The organism is Anaerofilum hominis, assembly GCF_014287275.1.
Classification (GTDB): domain Bacteria; phylum Bacillota; class Clostridia; order Oscillospirales; family Ruminococcaceae; genus Pygmaiobacter; species Pygmaiobacter hominis.
This window is the reverse complement of sequence record NZ_JACONZ010000001.1, coordinates 21,389-38,870: the sequence shown is the minus strand read 5'-3', so window position 1 is coordinate 38,870 and position 17,482 is coordinate 21,389. Positions and strand designations below refer to the sequence as shown.

Below are 17,482 nucleotides of genomic sequence, written 5' to 3'. Positions count from 1 at the left end.
CTCCCTCTGCACGGCGGTGAAAGAAATTTTGAACATCTGCATCAGCTGGTGCGCAGCTATAGAATACTAAAGATATCCTCTTTTATCACGGAAAAAAAGCTGCGAACTTAACGCCGGGGCTGGGCCCGGCTAATTGAGTTCGCAGCTTTTTTGCATTTTCAGACGTTCTTTGATCAGATCCACAAAGGCCTCCGGCGCAGTCACTTGAATCAGGGGGCCAAAGGAAAGGATGCGGATCACCATTTCCGTCTCGTCTTCTTGACGATAAAAAAGCTTGATTCGGTAACGCTCCCCGCAAAGCCGCTGCGCTTCCTTTTCAAAGTGCGCAAAATGCAGCAGTACCCGCTCCAGCGCATTGCGGTCATCATACAATTCCAACACCACGCTTTTGTCAATGGCAGCAGCGGGATCTTCCAAACCGGGCGGAGCATGGCCCTGAAACGGCTTGCAGGACAGTATCCGCCCGAGATTAATGAATTTTCCGTATCGGGAGCCGAAAGTGACGAGCCGGAATTTGTCGTCCTTTTCGGAATACTCCAAATACTCCGGCATGACGTCTAAATGGATGCGGGTCCCCCGACGGCTTTTTACATCGATACTAAGTGGAGAACCGTTTTTGACAGCGTCCAATATCAGGCGAAAGGTCTGGATATACCATTCTTCTTCAAACGGATCGCCATCCGCGCACCGGTCAAAAATATGAACATCATCGGGCGTAAAGAGCGGCGAAATATCTTCAAGACCGGAATCATCAAAATCGAACAGCCGAATGCGTGGGTCCAGCGAAATCGCTTTCAGCCAGCGCTTTTGCAGCAGGGTAAGCGGCATAGTGGGCGGATATTCAAGGGGCGTTGTACCGTCCGGCCGCAGCAACTGCCATTTTCCGCTTGTGAGCGCCGGTTCGATGGTCAAAACGCTTTCTGAAAACGCCCGGCTCTCGATCATCGTCCGCAGCTCTTCCCTGGTGACAGGGCGCTTTACCGCCAGCTGCAGGATTGCTGCGACGGTGTTGTAATAGGCGCCGTAAAGCTCGCTGAAAATCATCCCTCATCGCCTCCGCTCAGCCCATACAGACGATACATCGCATCCATATCCTTTTTGAACTGGACTTCCAGTTCTCGGTTGGAGAAATGGATCTCAACAATGCGGCAGATAAAGGTGCGGATCCACGGGATCAATTCGCCTGAGTCATAAACATCGGCAGAAAAGCGGCTGGTATGCGCGTCCACGCGCTCTATCTTTCCGCAGCGCTTCTCCCGTTCCAGACGGCGGTGGATATGTTCTTCATCGCTGCCATATCGCACCGTAAACTGTACGTGCTCCAACTGATCTGCGCCGCCTTCGGTGCTGACGCCCCAAATATGTTTCTGCATCTGATCGAGCTTCTGCCTATATCTTTCATAGTTTTCGCACATCTCCCCTGCCTTGACCGACAAAATATTATCAAGCCGGACGGGATCGATTCGTCTGTTTCGCGGGACATAGGCCATCAAATACTGGCGGCCGTTCTGCACACTGATAAAAAGGCGCAGAGGAACGACTCTCTGCACGGCGGTACGTCCCCTGCGGCGGTTTACCGTTTCGATTTGGACAAATCGCCTCCCGCGCATCGCCTCAAACAAGCCGCACAGGATCTCGCTGTCCAGCGTCCCCGTGATATAGTGGTGTTTGAAAGCAAAGTGCCCCTCATGAGCGCCAGCTTTATCCAGCAAAAAGGAGCCTATCACCCCGCAGGGCGCGGCCTCAGAGAAAAAATCCAGCGCATCTGTACAGGGGAAATTGGCGGTGTCGGATCGGCGGTACAGTATCGTTTTCCCATGCGCTTCGGCGCGGAGCAACCCCTGCGAAACATATTCTTTTAATTTTTTGCGCACAGTGGATGCATCAAAAGTTTTTGGCGCGTCAAAACACGAAAGCCGCCTGTCGATTTCGTCCATGATCTCGTTCAGCGACAGCTGCGTATCAGAGTCGTGCAGAAAATCAAAAATCAGGAAATGGAGAGTGATGTCTCCGTCTGTAAAGCTTTTGGCTTTCCATGCCTGATAAAGCGGATCGTGACGAGAGATACGGCTGTCGATGGAGATCGAAACGCGTTTGCCGTCCGCCATCTGCCGAAAGCGCATATAGTCGCCCAGCCAACTTTCCACGCGGCGGCGTTCGTCGTCATAAGAGCGGGCGCTCTTGTGCGTAAATTCATCGCGGCTCTTGAAGCCGTACACATAAAATTCACGCAGATAGTCCCGAATATGGCTGAAGTTTTTGATCAGCTCGCTGTATGCCGTACGCTCATCTCCTTACGGTATCCTGTGATCAAGATCAATAGAAAAATGCAGAGCAGCGGCAAAGGAGGACGATCCCCCGCCGCCTGCATACAGAAAAACAGGCGCCCGCGCGCTTTATATAGTAATTATATCTTTTTGTCCCACCTGTGGCAATCTGGGGGCCGCAATCAGAGGCCCCGCCGCGCGCTGAGAGCGAGCAGCGCGCGGCGGCCCCCCGACACAGCGGCGATAAAAGAAAATGACCGGCCCCAAAAAGGGCCGGTCGTTTTTTCTGGTGCGGAAGATGGGACTTGAACCCACACGTCATTGACACACGCACCTCAAACGTGCCTGTCTGCCGATTCCAGCACTTCCGCTTATCTCGCGGCGCATCTCTTTGCCGCGAAACTTATTCTAGCACAGTACGCGCGGGAAAGTCAATATCCAGGTAAATTATTTTTATCCTCGCCGCGCCCCACATGCGGTGCCTCAGCCTCAGCCCCGTCCGCTTCCTCTGCAGCCGGGTCCTGTAAAGTGGTCACCCCGCGCAGACGCCGCTGGATCTGCCGCGTGCGCACCCCGACCAGATTTTCCAGCTCATCCGAGGCCTGGTGCAGCCGGTTTTGAGCCTGCGCCAGCGCCTTGCCAAAGGTTTCAAACTCGGACTTCACCCCGCCGAGAATATCCCATACCTCGCTGGAACGCTTCTGGATCGCAAGGGTGCGGAACCCCATCTGCAGGCTGTTGAGCAGCGCCGCCATGGTGGTGGGTCCGGCGATATTCACCTTGTAGTCGCTCTGCAGGCGCTCTACCATGCCGCGGCGGACCACTTCCGCATAAAGCCCCTCCACGGGCAGGAACAGAATGCCGAACTCGGTGGTGTCGGGCACATGGATATACTTGTCGCGGATGTCTTTCGCCTCGCTGCGGATGCGGTTTTCCAGCATCTTCCCAGCGGCTTCCACGCGGACCGCGTCCCCGCTGTCATAGGCGTCCATCAGGTCAGCATAGCAGTCGCCCGGGAACTTGGCGTCAATGGGAAGATAGATAAACTCTCCCGCTTCCCCTGCCGGCAGCTTGACGGCAAATTCCACCCGTTCGCTGGCGCCCTTGCGGGTGGCGACGTTTTCATCGTATTGATCGGGCGTCAGGATCTCTTTGAGGATGGCCCCGAGCTGGATCTCCCCCAAGATCCCCCGCGTTTTGACATTGGAGAGGACCTTTTTCAGGTCTCCCACTCCTACCGCCAGATTCTGCATCTCTCCCAGGCCTTTGTACACCTGTTCCAGCCGTTCATTCACCAGCCCAAAACTCTTGGACAGTTTATCCTCCAGCGTTTTTTGCAGCTTCTCGTCCACGGTTTCCCGCATCTGATCCAGCTTTTTTGCGTTGTCCTCCTGCAGGGCCGACAGACGGGTCTCCATGGTGCGGCGCACGGCGTCCAGTTTGAGTTCTGTCTGCAGGGAGAGCGTTTTAAACCGCTCGTCCAGGCCCTGCAGGCGGTTGTCCTGCAGCTCTGCGATCTGCTTGAGGGTGGCGGCCTGCACTGCGCCGTAATTTTTCAGGGCGCCGTTCATCGAGGCGGCCATCTCGGTGCGGGTGGCGCGCAGCTCGTCGTTCAGGTCGCGGCGCAGCGCCTCATCTGCGCCCCGGCCGCCGCCCTTTCGCAGCAGGGCGGCAAAGGAAAGCGCCAGGCTGACCACCGCAAGCCCCACAAGCAGATAAAATTGAAAGTCAGTCATCCGTGTTTCTCCTTCCGGCAGCTTCCGGGAAATAAACCGCAGCAGCGATTCATAGGTATAGTATAAGTGCTCTTCCACTCCAAATCAACTCAAAAGGTGGCCGGTAAATTATGTTCTATACCCTTATCATCAGCAAAAAACAAAAAATCATTGCAGCTGTGCTTCTCCTCGCCCTTGCCGGCGGCCTGGGCCTGCACGCGCTGCGCGGCGGTGTTTCCTATTGCACCAATGAAGATCTGGCCGGGGGCGCCTCCGACGGCGTTGCGGCCGGCCTGCCCGCCGTCAGCCCTGCCCCCGACGCCGCCCCGGACGGCGCGCAGAAAGTGGCTTATCTCACCTTTGACGACGGCCCCAGCAAAACCACTGAGCAGGTGCTGGACACCCTGAAGGAGTTCGGGGTCCCCGCTACTTTTTTTGTCTGTACGGCGGAAAACAACGAAAAGTATCTGCCCCTGCTCTCCCGCACCGCGGCGGAGGGGCACCAGATCGCACTGCACAGCAACAGCCATCGCTACCGCACCATCTATTCCAGCACCGGCGGGTTCTGGGAAGATCTCGAGGAGGAAAAAGAAAAGCTGAAGCCCTATGTCGGCGATCAGCAGCTCAACTGTCTGCGCTTTCCCGGCGGAAGCACCAACACGGTATCGCACAAATACGGCGGCAGCGGTATCATGAAAGCGCTCAAAAAGCAGGCGGCCGAGCGGGGATACCGCTATTTTGACTGGAACGTCTGCGCTTACGACGCCGTGGGCGGCCACCCCTCCGCTTCCACGATCCTGGGGCATGTGCTCAAGGAGGCAAAAGGGCACGACCGCATTATCGTATTGATGCACGATACCGGCGCCACCAAAACCACGGCTGAGGCCCTGCCGGATATCATCCGCGAGCTTTCAAGCATGGGGTATACGTTCGACACGGTCCAAAACTATCCGCTGCCCACGCCGGAGCCCAGTCCCACGCCCTCGGCCTCTCCCGAAGCGGCAGAGGCCCCCACAGCCCCGTGAGGCGGGCCTGAATAAAGTTTGTAAACACGGTGCAAATAGTGTATAGTAATACTGTTAAATCTCCGGGAAAGGAGCTGCGCCGTGTTCGGGTACCTGACGCCTTTGAACGACGAGCTGCGGATACGGGAATACAGGGCCTACCGCGGCGTTTACTGCGGCCTGTGCAAGGAGCTGGGCCGCCGTTATGGTCAGGCCAGCCGTCTGCTGCTCAACTATGACCTGGTGCTGATCGCCCTTGCGGCGGACGGCCTTGCGGGAGTGCCGCCGCAGCTTTCCCCGGAGCGCTGCATTGCGGGGCCGTTTGCCCGGCATCCCATCAGCGGGCCCACCCCGGGCCTTGCCCTTGCGGCGGACGCCCTGCTGCTGCTCAGCTGGTACAAGCTGAGAGACGACCTTGAAGACGAGGGCGCGCTGCGGCGGGTGGTTTCCGGCACGGCCTGCCTCGCCCTCAAAAGCGGCTATGGCGAAGCGACACGGCGGCGGCCGGAGCTGGATGCGCTTTTTTCCCGCTGTATGGCGCGTCAGGCTGAACTGGAAGCCGCGGGATGCGCGCTGCCGGACGAGGCCGCGGCCCCCAGCGCGGAACTGCTGAGCGGCCTTTTTGCCGCATGTGCCGCAAAGGATGAGCAGCGTCCCATCCTGGAACGATATGGGCTTTTTTTGGGCCGCGTCATCTATTTTCTCGACGCGGCGGAGGATTTTGAGCGCGATGCCGCACAGGACCGCTACAACGTATTCCTGCGGGCCGGCGTCTGCCGGGAGGAAATGCTGTGCCAGGCCCGGGCGCTGTGCAACATGTGCGCCGGTGAGGCGACACTGTGCTACAATCTCCTGCCGCTTCAAGAAAACCGGGCGCTTTTAGATAATGTGATGTACCTTGGGCTGCCCCAGAGCATCCTGAGGATCGGGGAAAGTCAAAAGGACAAAAGGAGAAACCGCCATGAGAGACCCATATGAGGTACTGCATCTGCAGCCCGGCGCCACGGAAGAGGAGATCAAAGCCGCCTACAAAGCCCTGGCGCAGAAATACAGCGCCGAAAACTATGCCGCCTCGCCCCTTGCGGAGGAGGCGGACCGGCAGATGGCGGAGATCAACGAAGCCTTTGACACGCTTATGGGGACGCTGCGCACCGGCGCGGGCGCGGGGGCTTCCGGCGGCAGGGACAGCCGCTATGCCAAGATCCGCCGCCTGATCAACGAGGGAAAGGCGGACGAGGCTCTGCGCAAATTGCAGGAGCAGGACGAGAGCGCTGTGAGCGGAGAGTGGAACTTTTTGTGCGCCAGCGCCTATTATTATAAGGGGTGGCTGGGGCAGGCCCTGCCCTATTTTGAAAAGGCGTCTTCCCTTTGCCCCGATAACCGCGAATACGCCGCCGCCTGCAGCAGGCTGAAAAATTCTGCGTCCGGCAATATGGCGGGCAACCCCTATGCGGGGACGCCGCAGGGTGTGGCCGGCTGCAGCTGCTGCGATATGTGCACTGCGCTGATGTGCGTGGATCTCTGCTGCGGTTTTGGACGGGGAGGCTGCTGCTGAGATGCATTCGCAAACCAGGAGGGTCGCGCTGTGCGGCGTTTTTGCCGCCCTCGCCACCGTGATCATGTTTTTGGGCGGGATGCTTCCGCTGGCCACCTTTACAGCGCCTGCCCTCGCCGGTATCCTGCTGTGGCCGGTGGCGCTGGAGTTTAACCTGCAGAGCGGGCTGATGGCCTGGGCTGTGGTGAGTGCGCTCTCCTTTTTTGTCGTCCCCGACAAAGAGATGAGCCTGATCTTTATTTTTCTTCTCGGATATTACCCCATGATAAAGGGAAAACTTGACAAAATCCACAAAAAGGCGATACAATGGCTGGCAAAGATGACAGTGTTTGATCTGTCGGTCTTTGTGATGTACAGTTTGATCCTGTTCGTGTTTCCTATCGGCGAGATCGTCGAGGAGTTCAGCGGCTCTTCACACCTGTTTCTGGCGGGGCTGGTGCTGCTCGGCAATTTTGCCTTTATCGTATACGACCTGGCTCTGGTGAAGATCAGGCTGGTCTATTATTATCGGCTGCGCCCGATGGTTTTTGGCCGGGGCAGATAGGAAAGCGCCGAGAACGCCGTAAACGGCAGAGGAGGTTTGATCGCCATGCAGCCCTAAGCGCCGGGCCCCCGCCCGCACAAGAGCGTGGGGTGACGAGGTGCGAAGTTTGCGGGACCGCTTCCCGGCAGGATGTTTTTCCGGCCAAAGACAGCGGCCTCCATCGAAAGATTCGGCGGATGCTTCGCCGGCCCGATTCCCGGATGGGTCGTAAGAAGACGCACAAAAAACGGCAGCAATGCCGCAACAGAGACGTCTTTACGGGATAAAAATGGATTTTTGCAGCGGCTTTTAGCGCCCTGCAGTTTTTTCGGCTGCCCGCTTCGCAGGCCCGCCCAGAGGGCGCGAAGCCGGGGTGTGGTGTCGCTTTTGAGGGGTTTGCCGCGTAAAGCGCAGCAGCTCTTTTGAAGTGGCCCCTCACAGCCGGTTATGGTGATCGCGCCGCGGCAGGTTGGGTCCCGCGCGCGCAAAAAAAACGTATGCCGCAGACGGCGTACAGCGGAAATGGCCGAAAAGACGGCTTTTTCTGAAAAGTGAAAAGACGCACAAAACACGGTATCTCCCCCTGGGGACTACCTCTGGTTTTATTTTGTCTTTTCAGCCTATACTGTGTTTGATAAAGGAGATTTTTTTATGTGTGGAATTGTCGGCTATGTCGGCCGCCGCGAGGCCGCGGAGGTCCTGATCGACTGTCTGAGCAAGCTGGAATACCGCGGGTACGACTCGGCGGGCGTGGCCCTGTTTGAGGGCAGCGAGATCGAGGTGGTCAAAGCGACCGGCCGTTTGAAGATCCTGGCGGAGAAACTGCGCGGGCGGGCGCCCATTGAGTCCCGCTGCGGCATCGGGCACACGCGCTGGGCCACCCACGGCGCGCCGTCTGACGTCAACAGCCATCCCCAATCCAGCTCGCGCATCAGCATCGTGCACAACGGCATTATCGAAAATTATCTCAAACTGAAAGAATTTTTGCTGCAGAACGGCTATACTTTTGAAAGCGAGACCGATACCGAGGTCCTGGTAAAGCTGCTGGACTACCATTACGACGGCGATCCGCTCTCCACGATCATCAGGACCCTTGCCAAAGTGCGGGGCAGCTACGGGCTTGCCATCCTTTTCCGCGATCTTCCCGGCCGCATCTATGCCGTGCGCAAAGAAAGCCCTCTGATCGTCGGCTATGGCGAGGGCGAGAATTTTCTTGCCTCCGATATCCCCGCGTTGCTCAAATATACAAGGGAGTACAGCATTCTGGAAGAGGGCGAGATCGCCGAGATCGACGAGGCTGGGATCCGCATTTACAATGAATTCGGAAAGCCGCTGGAAAAAGAGCGGCTCACCGCCGACTGGGATGTGGAAGCGGCGGAAAAAAGCGGTTACGCGCACTTCATGCTCAAAGAGATCCACGAGCAGCCCCGCGCCATGGCCAGCACCATCAATTCCCGGCTGGAAAACGGGCTGCCGGAGCTTCATCTGCCGGAGCTGACGGACGAGGCGCTGCGCGGCATCGAGCGCATCCATATCGTGGCCTGCGGCACTGCCATGCATGCGGGCATGGTGGGAAAAACCGCCATCGAGCGCCTGACGAGGGTGCCGACCGAGGTGGACATCGCTTCTGAATTTCGCTATCGGGACCCCATCGTGGACAAAAACGATCTGGTGATCATCGTCTCTCAGAGCGGTGAGACGCTGGACACGCTGGCCGCGCTCAAGCTAGCCAAAGAAAAAGGCGCCAGGACGCTGGCCATCGTCAACGTGGTCGGCTCATCCATCGCGCGTGCGGCGGATTATGTCATGTACACCTATGCGGGCCCTGAGATCGCCGTGGCGAGCACCAAGGCTTACAGCGTCCAGCTGGCGGTCCTGTATGTTTTTGCCCTGCGGCTGGCCCTGGCCCGCGGCACCCTGACGAAGGAGGAGACCCGCCGCTATGTGGGCGAACTGGACCGCCTGCCCCAGCTATTGGAGGGGCTTCTGGCCGACACGGAGCATATCAAATATCTGGCCTCTCTTTTTATGAACTGTGAGGACCTGTTTTATCTGGGGCGCGGTTTCGACTATGCCCTGAGCCTGGAGGGGTCATTGAAGCTGAAAGAGATCAGCTACATTCATTCCGAGGCTTATGCGGCCGGCGAGCTCAAGCACGGCACCATCAGCCTGATCGTGGACGGCACCCCGGTCATTGCCCTGGCCACCCAGGACGCGATTTTTGAAAAGACGATCAGCAATGTGAAAGAGACCAAAAGCCGGGGCGCCAGGGTGATCCTGTTCTGCAAAGAGGGCGTCGAGGTGCCGCAGGACGTGGCGGACTATGTGGTAAAACTGCCACGGTATGAAGAGATCTTCATGCCCATGCTGCTGGTGGTGCCTCTGCAGCTTTTCGCCTATTACATGGCGGTGCTGCGGGGCTGCGACGTTGACAAGCCGCGCAACCTGGCAAAAAGCGTGACAGTGGAATAACACTTGCCGCGCGCGGCAGCGGGCCGTCCGCCTTCCCTGCCTGCCCTGTTCAGAGGCGGCGTAGAACTTCAGTCCCGATAAAAGATATTCAAAGTCAAAACACCGTCAGGCCGAAGCGGCCTGGCGGTGTTTTTTATTGCTCCGCCCTCGCCGCTGGTGCGGCAACCGGGCGGATGGCCGAAAAAATAGCCGCTGCGCGGCTATTTTTTATTGTCACAGCGACCGCCGGCTATGGCGGCGGAGGTTTTGCGTAAAAAAGCTTTGGCTTCCGGCGTCAGGTGCAGCGAGCCGCTGCAAACCATCCTGCAGATCAGAATGGCTATCGAATAAAGGAATAATAAACCTGTTTACGGGCTTGCAGGGCAAGTGAGGCAAGTGATGTGAATGAAAAAATTTCGTGCCTCTTTAGAGGCTGTCTGGTGACAGGCCCCTTATAGAGCCCCTGCCCCCACGGCTAAGCCGGGGGATTTGACTTTTTCAGGCGGCGGCGCAGCTTTCACCCGGGGATATGATATAATAAAAGAAAACGAATAAAAGAATTGCCGAGGCGTTTTCCGCCTGAACACGAGAAACCGGGGAGGAAACAGGATGAATAAGATACGGCGCGCCCTGCCGGCCGTTATGATCGCACTTCTCTGCTTTGCCAATATCCTGTTGCTCCTGCGCCTGCATGCTCTGCGTGTAGAGCAGATGGAGCCGAGAATATATCTGTGCGGCGTTCTGCAAGAACTGGATATCGATGACGGCGGACATGCGCTTCTTCTCCTCGCCACCGAGGCAGGCCCCAAGCGCGTCGCACTGCAGAAAGACACCCAGATCCGGGACGAAGCGGGAAAAAGGCGCAGGCTTTCGGATCTTGAGCTGCAAAACGAGCTGTATCTGGTCGTGGGGACCTCTGTGGTGTATGACGAGCCGGAAACCTTTACACGCTGTTATGGGATCACAATAACGGACTGAAAGCGCTCCTCTGGTGTCGGTTTTGCCGTAAGCGGCCATTCCGACTGGTTCGGGCGGACACTTTCAGCTCTTTCAAAAAAGCGCGGCGAAAATTTGTCCGTTTTGCTCTTTCAAAATCTGCTTTTCTGACCTTCAGAGGTCGACAAGGCTCCCGCAATCTTTCTGCGGCAACGCCCAAATGCGGTCTGGCTCCCCTCCTCCACCTGGATTAAAGACTTCCATCGCAGAATAAAAAGCCATATGAAGTCATTTTTTGGTGTAAAGTTATACTACTTTTCAAATAAAATCTTTCAAAACTTCTTCCACACGGCGGCAGGTGTGATCCGCCTGGGCTTTCACGCCCGGGGACGCCCCCTCCATTGCATAGGAGACGCCGGCGAACCGCATCATGGGCAGGTCGTTAAAGTTATCTCCAAAGACGGCGATCTGCGCAGGGGGGATGCCAAGACGCTCTGAAATCGCCTGCAGGCCGGTGCCCTTGTTGGCAAGGGTGAAATCCAGCCAGCACTCCCCTGCCACCGCAACGCTGACCTGGTCCGCCCAGCGGGTCTCAAAAAAGCGTTCGATCTTTGGGGTCACCCCGTCCGGACACCACGCTGAGATCTTGAGAAACGGCTCCTCTATCGCGGAGAAATCTTCCACGGCCGTGGTGCGGTTGCCCACAAAATAGCGGATATGGTCCACATAGTCCGGCCTGCGCGGCGAGACGTAGCAGGTGCGCTCACCGCTGACCAGAACCTCCAGCGGCTGATATTCCTGAATCTGGCGGATAAGCTCCAGCCCCGCGTCGCGTTCCAGAGCCGTCTTGCTCAGGGCGCGGTCTTTTTCCATCACCAGTGCCCCATTTTCACACAGATAGATCAGTTCATCCGCCACCGGCGCGAACAGACTGCGCAGGTTGAGATATTGCCGGCCGCTGGCCGGGACAAAGAGGATGCCGCTGCGGTGGAGCTTTCGGATCAGGTCAAACAGTTCTTCGCTGAGGTCCCGCGCGCCGTTCTGCAGCAGGGTCCCGTCAATGTCGCTTGCGATCAATCGGATCATTTTCATCCCTGAGAAAATTTTTTCTCTTTTCCTTTCCCTTTGACTGTGCTAAGATAATCACCACGGTCCATAATATCACAAAGCCGCGATTTTGAAAACGGCAGAGAGGAAGTTTGTCATGCCCGAGCCTGCTCTTCTGGAACAGAAAAAGTCTCTCCGCCGTACCGTTCGCGCCGCTGCGGCAGATTTTTACCCCCGGCACGGTGCCGCATCTTCCCGCGAAATTTTTACCCGGCTGATATCTCTGCCGGAATATCAGGCCTGCCGTACCCTGTTCTGCTTTGTGGGCACGGGACATGAGACGGACACCTTTCTTTTGCTCCGGCATGCGCTGCAGCACGGACGCCGCGTGGCGGTCCCTTTGTGTACCGGCCCGGGGCGGATGGAAGCGCGCCTTATCCCCAATCTGGACGCGCTTTCGGCGCGCGGCGCCTACGGCATCCCGGAACCTGCGCCCGACGCGCCCCGGCTCGCCCTGCAGGAGATCGATTTTGCCGTGGTGCCCTGCCTGTGCTGTGACCGAAAGGGCCACAGGCTCGGCCACGGAGGCGGCTACTATGACCGCTGCCTTGAGCACGCTCTTTTCCCGTGGACCGTGGTCTGCCCCGAAGCCCTGCTTGTCCCCGCCGTACCCGTGGAGCCCTGGGATGTGACCGCGCCCATTGTGGTGACCGACCAGGGTGTTTACCGCACCTGAGACCCCGTCTTTTTTATAAAAAGGAGCATCATGTCGTTTTTCCTTTCCAAAGGCCGTCGGACCTCTTTCCCGCCCAAACAGCCGCCGCGTTTCGTGCCGCCCCTTGTGATTTTACGGGAAAATTTCTGGGATCTTCTGCTGCTCAACTTCTGCTTTTGCAGCTGCGTGCTCCCGTTCGCCGCAGCGGGGCTGTTTTTCTTTTTTGCCGGGGCCCTGCTGGCCGCCGTGCTCTGTCTTGCGCTTGCCGCCCTGCTGTCCGGCCCTGCCGGCTGCGCAATGGCGCGTGTGTTCTGTGATTGGCAATGCGGCCGCGCCTGTGCACCGGTCGGACGCTTCTGGCCGGCTTTTCGAGAAAACATCAAACACGGGGCATTGCTCGGGCTTTTTTATCAATCGATGCTTGCGCTGGCCGGCTTTGCCGCCTGCGTTTACTTCTTCAGCCCCCAGGGCTCGCCGCTCTTTCTCCTGTGCGGCTGGCTGTCGCTTTTTCTCTTTCTGGCGATCTTTCTCTCCTCTTTTTACGCGTATATGATGGCGGCCAATCTGGCGCTTTCTCTGCCGCAGATCCTAAAAAACGCTTTTCTTCTCTTTTTTCTGGATTGGGAAAACAGCCTTTTCCTGTGCACGGCAAGCGTTCTTTGCGCTTTGGCGGTGCTGTCAGCGCTTCCCTTTACGCTTTTTCTGGTCCCGGCAGGCGGTTTTTCCATCCTCTGGCTGTTCAATTCCTGTTTTGCCTGGCGCGGTATTCTGCGGTTTGCCGTTCTGCCCAGCGCACCGGAAAAAGAGTGAGAGCTCGGGGTGTCCCATGTCTCCCGCGCTCCGGCAGAAGCGTCTGCGTCAGGCTGGGGCCCGGACGGCGCTCTGCCAGGGCGGGCGCAGGGACGGTCCCCTCTGCCCGGATCTCTGTTTTTCCGCTTCAAAATGGCTGCGTCTCTGTTGGTCTCCGCGGCGGTCGGGGGACTTTGGGGCGTCTTTGACCGGCCCTGCGATCTCCCAGCCCCGGGGCTGGGAGATCAATGGCGCCGCTGTGGCCCCATCTGTCCCGGAGATCGTATGAAACACAAAAAAACTTCCCGCCAGCGGCGGGAAGTTTTTTGTTTGCACGGGAGAAAAGCGTCCTCAGCTCTGCCGGGCCGGGTAAAAACGCTTCTGCACCTCGCCTCGTATCGGACGAAGCGGAAAATAAGCAGCGTTTACAACACGCGGGCTGCAATTCGCGCCGAAAGCGCCCGTTTACACCCTCTGGGCCGGGCGCTGCGGCAAAAAGCAGCTTTTACTGCTCCTTGACCCTCTTTCAGCTTTGCTTGGGCAGGCGTCCTGCGTTTTTTGGGTCTTTTTCAGGCCATCCCGTTCGCCGGAGGGCCTGACCAAAAGCTGCTCTTTTCGGGCGCTGTTCCCGGGGAGAATGGGGTCTTTATTTCTTCTTTTCCGGCCGTCCGGCGCGTCTCTTTTTCTTTTTGACGGTCTCTTTTCCCTCCACAATGCGCCGCTGGGCACGCAGGCTTACCTTGTGCCGGTGTTTATCGTTGTGGGAGTGGAGCAGCAGACCTGCCAGTGCGGCGGCATAGAGCAATGCCTGGATGAGAGAAATGGGCAGGGGCAAGCCCTGCAGCACATGGGTCAGCGCCCCGACCAGGGCCAGCAGCAGCACTGCGATGCTGCTTTTCCAGAGCCGCCCGTCGCAGGCCCATACCGCCGCCAGGGCCAGATATCCCTCGCCCTGAGGCAGGGCCGAGAACACCGGCGCGGGGCCGGCCATCACCAGCGTCACGCCGCCCAGGCTCACCGCGGCCCCGGCGAACAGCATGCCGTACAGCTGGGTGCGGCTTGCGCTGAGGCCCGTGGCCGTCAGGGCGATGTGATTCTCTTCAGCCGCGCGCAGCCGCAGTCCGAAGCCGGTGCGGTTGAGCAGATAAAAAGCGGCCGGGGGCAGCAGCAATGCCAGATAGGTAAACCAGCCCGTATTCCCCAGCAGGCCGCCCAGCACAGGGAGTTCTGACAGTGCGGAAAGTTTCAGGGAGGGCAGGGCGGCGGCAACGGCGGAAGAGACCGCCCCATCCCCGCGGTTTACAAGATGGACCAGCACGCCGGCGCTTGCCGACGCAAAAATATTCAGCGCAAAACTGGTAAGCAGCACGTTGCTTTTGACCCGCAGAAGAAACCAGCAGAACACCAGTGTGAACGCCATGCCGCCCGCGAGGCCGCAGAGCAGGCCCGCCATCCACCCCAATGCATTTGCCCGCCCCAGCGCGGCCGCGTAGGCGTCGGTGCCCTCCGCTGCGCCGCCCAACAGAGCGGCGCGCACCGCGGCATTGGCAAAGTAGCCTGCGGTGGCGCTGAAGACCAGCACACCCTCCGCGGCCAGAAAAAAGACGCCGCTGCGCCGGGCAAAGATGACCCCGATCACGGTAAACATCAAAAATGTGCCCACCAGCAGCACGGAGGCGAGATAATCATTGCTGAAAATAGCGCTGAAAGCGGAAAACAGAAGGTTTTGCTGTGCAGTCATGTCACTCTACCTCCCCTTCCCGCTGCTCCGCTGCAGGTTTCTCTGACCCGGCATCAGCGGAAGAAGCCGCGGCTTTGCGCCCGCGGGCCAGCTTTTCAAAAAAGCGTACTGTGCTGTCCGCGACCCGCGCGTCCCGCAGTGCAAACAGGACCAGCACCACCACCGCGGCGGCCGCCAGCGCCAGTTCAGCGGGAAAGCCAGACTGTGCAGACAGGGCGGAAGCCCCGCTCCACAAATAGGTGAAAAACAGCGCGCTCAGAGGGACCCAGGCCGGATTATAGTCCACCAAAACGGCCGCCAGCACCCCCACAAAGGAGATCGCCGGGAATGCGCCGTTCCAGATATAGCGCGGCTGCACCCCCATCATCTCCACAGCGCCGCCCAGACCGGCCAGAGCGCCTGCCAGCAGCTGCGTCGTCATCGCGACCGCCCCGGCGGAGAGGCCCACATAGCCCGCCAGGCTCTCGCTTGCGCCGACCGCCCGGATGCCGTATCCCAGACGGCCGTGGTAGAGCAGCAGGTAAAGGATGACCGCTGCCGCCGCCGCCAGCAGCGTGCCGAAACGTATGCCGGTAGACGGGATGATCTCTGCCAGCCACATCCGCTGCGGGATCTCAAAGGAAGCCGCCTGCCCTGCCGCGGGGTCTCTCATGCTGTACATGAGCAGAAAGCTGACCGCCTGCAGGATCAGATAGTTGAGCAGCAGCGAGGACAGGGTGACATTCACCCTGCGCCGCACCGCCAGCCAGGCAGGGATCACCGCCACGGCGGCCCCTGCTGCCACGGCGATCACCAGCGCCGCCGGAATGAGATACCAGCCCGGCTTTTCATTGCCGCGCAGTAAAAACATCGTGACCAGGCCGGAGGAGAGCAAGAAAGAGCCGATCACTGCAAAGCTGTAGCGGCGGCATTGAAACACCACCGATACCCCCAGCGCCAGAAAGACGGCGGGAGTTGCCGCGGAGATCAGGCCGCCAAAGGCCGCAAGAGAAGAAAACGGACCGGCAAAAAAGGTCTTTAGCGCCGCGCCCTTTGCGGGTTCTGTCAAGAGGATCACCAGCAGGCAAAAAGCCAGTCCCGCCAGGCAGGCGGTCAGACGCCGCTGGGCGCTGGGCGGAAACTTTTCATTGAATTTATTCAAAACATACCGCCTCCAATTCCTCAGCGCTCATGCGGCTCTCGCCGTTGATATAGGCGTCCAGCTCTTCCCCGCCCTGTACTTTGGGGAGATAAGCGCTCACCTGGCCCTTATCCAGGACCAGCGCGCTGTCCGCCAGGGTCGCAAATTCGTCCCAATCCGTGGGCACCAGCAAAATCGCCGTTCCCTCGTCCCGCAGTTCGATCAGTTTCTTTTCCAGAAAGGCCGCCGTCTCCTCACTGGTACCAAAGGTGGGCCGGTAGGCGACCAGCAGCACCGGTTCGTTGGAGAATTCCCGCGCCGCCAGCAGCTTTTGCGCCGAGGAGGTGGAGAGCACCGCCGCGTTCTCCTGCGCATCCGCGCAGCGGATATCGTATTCCTCGATCAGCCGGTCGGCCTCCGCCTTTAATTTTTCCTTGTCCAGCAGCCCGTGGCTGCGGTAGGCCGGATTGGTGTACTGATAGGGCAAAAGATTCTCCTGGATGCTCAGCGCAGGCGCTACGCCGATGCGCTGCGGGGTGGAGATCAAAAAGGAGACGCCCAGCTCCCGTGTGCCGTGCACACTGTCGCCGGTGATGTCGTCGTCAAACACCAGCACTTTGCCGGCCACCGCGCTGGCAAGGCCGGCGACGACCTCGCACAGTTCCCGCGTGCCGCTGTCCGGCTTGCCCACCACGGCCAGGATCTCCCCCGCCCGCACCGAAAAGCTGACCTTGTTCAGCACCGGCCGCTGGGCGTCCCCAAAGGTGGACAGGCCCCGCACCTTGAGCACCGTGTCCCCGAGTTTGGCGCGGGTCTTGCGCACCTTGGGGGCCTTGTTTTCCTGCACCATACGGCGCTGCAGCTGTTGCGGGCTGGTATCAGCCGCGGCCAGGGTGGCCGTGGTCACGCCGCCCTCCATCACCGTGATCTTATCGCACAGCTCCAGCATTTCCCGCACCTGGTTAGAGACATAAAGGATCGCGACGCCCTTTGCCGCGACCCTGCGCAGCAGCGTGAACAGCTCTTCGGTCTGTGCCAGGCTGAAATAAGAGGCGGGCTCGTCCAGTATGATCAGATGGGCGCCCGCATAATACGCCTTGAGCACCTCCGTCTCCAAAGCGTCCTCCGCAGTGAGATGCAAAGCGAGGTCGCCGGGCCCCGGGTCCATGTGGAATTCTTCCAGCAGGGCGCCGACCTCCCGCCGCATCTTTTTGCGGTCCAGCGGGGAAAAGCTGTTTTTCTGCCTGCCCAACAGCATGTTTTCTTCCACCGTCAACGAGGGCACCAGCCCTGAGCGCTTTTGCAGCTTGACGATGCCGAGCCCCGCCGCTTCTACCGGGCTTTGGGGCGCGACCGGTTTCCCCATCAGTTCAAAGGTCCCGCCGTCCGGCGCGAGCAGCCCGCTGATGATCTTGACAAAGGTGGATTTCCCCGCCCCGTTCTCGCCCAGCAGGCCGTGGATCTCCCCCTGCATCAGGGTGAGGCTGGCGTCTTTGATCGTGACAAAGCCCTCCGTATAGGCTTTGCAGATATGTTCCATCCGCAGACATTCCTGTGGCATGAGATCGCCCCGTTTCTATCTAAAATATCCGCCCCGCGCCGGGTCCAGGGATAAACCG

Annotated in this window: 15 protein-coding genes and 1 tRNA gene; 8 read left to right on the top strand and 8 right to left on the bottom strand. The window is 59.0% G+C overall.

The genetic code is table 11. The features are described 5' to 3' along the window. Positions 1-129: 129 nt before the first annotated feature. From H8S23_RS00175 to H8S23_RS00160, 4 genes are all read right to left on the bottom strand, one after another. On the bottom strand, positions 130-1,044 hold the full coding sequence (locus H8S23_RS00175) for a WYL domain-containing protein (RefSeq protein ID WP_186886301.1): 915 nt from the start codon (positions 1,042-1,044) through the stop codon (positions 130-132). After that, positions 1,041-2,219, bottom strand: coding sequence for a WYL domain-containing protein (locus H8S23_RS00170; RefSeq protein WP_341479870.1), 1,179 nt, complete (start codon positions 2,217-2,219; stop codon positions 1,041-1,043). Before H8S23_RS00170 ends, H8S23_RS00175 begins: the two co-directional genes overlap by 4 nt. Positions 2,220-2,554: 335 nt before the next feature. Then, positions 2,555-2,638, bottom strand: a tRNA-Leu gene (locus H8S23_RS00165). Positions 2,639-2,698: 60 nt separating this feature from the next. Further along, on the bottom strand, positions 2,699-4,003 hold the full coding sequence (locus H8S23_RS00160) for a DNA recombination protein RmuC (RefSeq protein WP_186886300.1): 1,305 nt from the start codon (positions 4,001-4,003) through the stop codon (positions 2,699-2,701). A gap of 110 nt (positions 4,004-4,113) precedes the next feature. Between H8S23_RS00160 and H8S23_RS00155 the strand changes: the two genes are divergently transcribed. The 6 genes from H8S23_RS00155 to H8S23_RS00130 all read left to right on the top strand — a co-directional run bounded on the left by H8S23_RS00155 (position 4,114) and on the right by H8S23_RS00130 (position 10,493). Next, positions 4,114-5,007: a polysaccharide deacetylase family protein gene (locus H8S23_RS00155; protein ID WP_186886299.1), complete on the top strand. Its 894-nt coding sequence runs from the start codon at positions 4,114-4,116 to the stop codon at positions 5,005-5,007. An 81-nt stretch (positions 5,008-5,088) separates the two neighbouring features. Next, complete coding sequence (locus tag H8S23_RS00150) at positions 5,089-5,964, top strand: DUF5685 family protein (RefSeq protein WP_186886298.1); 876 nt, start codon at positions 5,089-5,091, stop codon at positions 5,962-5,964. Beyond that, a complete protein-coding gene (locus tag H8S23_RS00145; RefSeq protein ID WP_186886297.1) occupies positions 5,948-6,541 on the top strand; it encodes a J domain-containing protein in 594 nt (197 codons plus the stop codon). The genes H8S23_RS00150 and H8S23_RS00145 overlap by 17 nt, the downstream gene beginning before the upstream one ends. Position 6,542: 1 nt before the next feature. Then, entirely contained in the window at positions 6,543-7,085 is a 543-nt protein-coding gene (locus H8S23_RS00140; RefSeq protein ID WP_186886296.1) for a hypothetical protein, read from the top strand. Positions 7,086-7,715: 630 nt separating this feature from the next. Next, the gene (gene glmS / locus H8S23_RS00135) at positions 7,716-9,536 is read left to right on the top strand and encodes a glutamine--fructose-6-phosphate transaminase (isomerizing) (RefSeq protein ID WP_186886295.1); all 1,821 of its coding nucleotides are present in this window, start codon (positions 7,716-7,718) and stop codon (positions 9,534-9,536) included. 588 nt (positions 9,537-10,124) lie between these two features. Then, the gene (locus H8S23_RS00130; protein ID WP_186886294.1) at positions 10,125-10,493 is read left to right on the top strand and encodes a hypothetical protein; all 369 of its coding nucleotides are present in this window, start codon (positions 10,125-10,127) and stop codon (positions 10,491-10,493) included. 276 nt (positions 10,494-10,769) lie between these two features. Here the strand turns inward: H8S23_RS00130 and H8S23_RS00125 are convergent, their stop codons facing one another. Then, positions 10,770-11,537, bottom strand: coding sequence for an HAD family hydrolase (locus H8S23_RS00125; protein ID WP_186886293.1), 768 nt, complete (start codon positions 11,535-11,537; stop codon positions 10,770-10,772). A 118-nt stretch (positions 11,538-11,655) separates the two neighbouring features. Here H8S23_RS00125 and H8S23_RS00120 point away from each other — a divergent pair, with 118 nt between their 5' ends. Together H8S23_RS00120 and H8S23_RS00115 are read left to right on the top strand one after the other, a co-directional pair. After that, positions 11,656-12,234 (top strand): 5-formyltetrahydrofolate cyclo-ligase, encoded by a 579-nt coding sequence (locus H8S23_RS00120; protein ID WP_186886292.1) that lies wholly within the window; start codon positions 11,656-11,658, stop codon positions 12,232-12,234. Positions 12,235-12,339: 105 nt separating this feature from the next. Next, positions 12,340-13,023 carry a YesL family protein gene (locus tag H8S23_RS00115; protein WP_186886291.1) on the top strand — a complete coding sequence of 228 codons (684 nt, stop codon included), beginning with the start codon at positions 12,340-12,342 and terminating at the stop codon, positions 13,021-13,023. A 625-nt stretch (positions 13,024-13,648) separates the two neighbouring features. Here the strand turns inward: H8S23_RS00115 and H8S23_RS00110 are convergent. The 3 genes from H8S23_RS00110 to H8S23_RS00100 are packed head-to-tail and all read right to left on the bottom strand — an operon-like array spanning position 13,649 to position 17,403. Next, complete coding sequence (locus H8S23_RS00110; RefSeq protein WP_186886290.1) at positions 13,649-14,743, bottom strand: ABC transporter permease subunit; 1,095 nt, start codon at positions 14,741-14,743, stop codon at positions 13,649-13,651. A gap of 1 nt (position 14,744) precedes the next feature. Further along, a complete protein-coding gene (locus tag H8S23_RS00105) occupies positions 14,745-15,884 on the bottom strand; it encodes an ABC transporter permease (RefSeq protein WP_186886289.1) in 1,140 nt (379 codons plus the stop codon). Further along, positions 15,877-17,403 (bottom strand): ATP-binding cassette domain-containing protein, encoded by a 1,527-nt coding sequence (locus H8S23_RS00100; protein WP_186886288.1) that lies wholly within the window; start codon positions 17,401-17,403, stop codon positions 15,877-15,879. The genes H8S23_RS00105 and H8S23_RS00100 overlap by 8 nt, the downstream gene beginning before the upstream one ends. Positions 17,404-17,482 lie beyond the last annotated feature (79 nt).

Excerpts from the sequence above, each read along its gene's own strand:
- H8S23_RS00175 (WP_186886301.1), bottom strand. The coding sequence starts at position 1,044 with ATGATTTTCAGCGAGCTTTACGGCGCCTATTACAACACCGTCGCAGCA.
- H8S23_RS00160 (WP_186886300.1), bottom strand. The coding sequence starts at position 4,003 with ATGACTGACTTTCAATTTTATCTGCTTGTGGGGCTTGCGGTGGTCAGC.
- H8S23_RS00155 (WP_186886299.1), top strand. The coding sequence starts at position 4,114 with ATGTTCTATACCCTTATCATCAGCAAAAAACAAAAAATCATTGCAGCT.
- H8S23_RS00145 (WP_186886297.1), top strand. The coding sequence starts at position 5,948 with ATGAGAGACCCATATGAGGTACTGCATCTGCAGCCCGGCGCCACGGAA.
- H8S23_RS00140 (WP_186886296.1), top strand. The coding sequence starts at position 6,543 with ATGCATTCGCAAACCAGGAGGGTCGCGCTGTGCGGCGTTTTTGCCGCC.
- glmS (WP_186886295.1), top strand. The coding sequence starts at position 7,716 with ATGTGTGGAATTGTCGGCTATGTCGGCCGCCGCGAGGCCGCGGAGGTC.
- H8S23_RS00130 (WP_186886294.1), top strand. The coding sequence starts at position 10,125 with ATGAATAAGATACGGCGCGCCCTGCCGGCCGTTATGATCGCACTTCTC.
- H8S23_RS00125 (WP_186886293.1), bottom strand. The coding sequence starts at position 11,537 with ATGATCCGATTGATCGCAAGCGACATTGACGGGACCCTGCTGCAGAAC.
- H8S23_RS00120 (WP_186886292.1), top strand. The coding sequence starts at position 11,656 with ATGCCCGAGCCTGCTCTTCTGGAACAGAAAAAGTCTCTCCGCCGTACC.
- H8S23_RS00110 (WP_186886290.1), bottom strand. The coding sequence starts at position 14,743 with ATGACTGCACAGCAAAACCTTCTGTTTTCCGCTTTCAGCGCTATTTTC.
- H8S23_RS00100 (WP_186886288.1), bottom strand. The coding sequence starts at position 17,403 with ATGGAACATATCTGCAAAGCCTATACGGAGGGCTTTGTCACGATCAAA.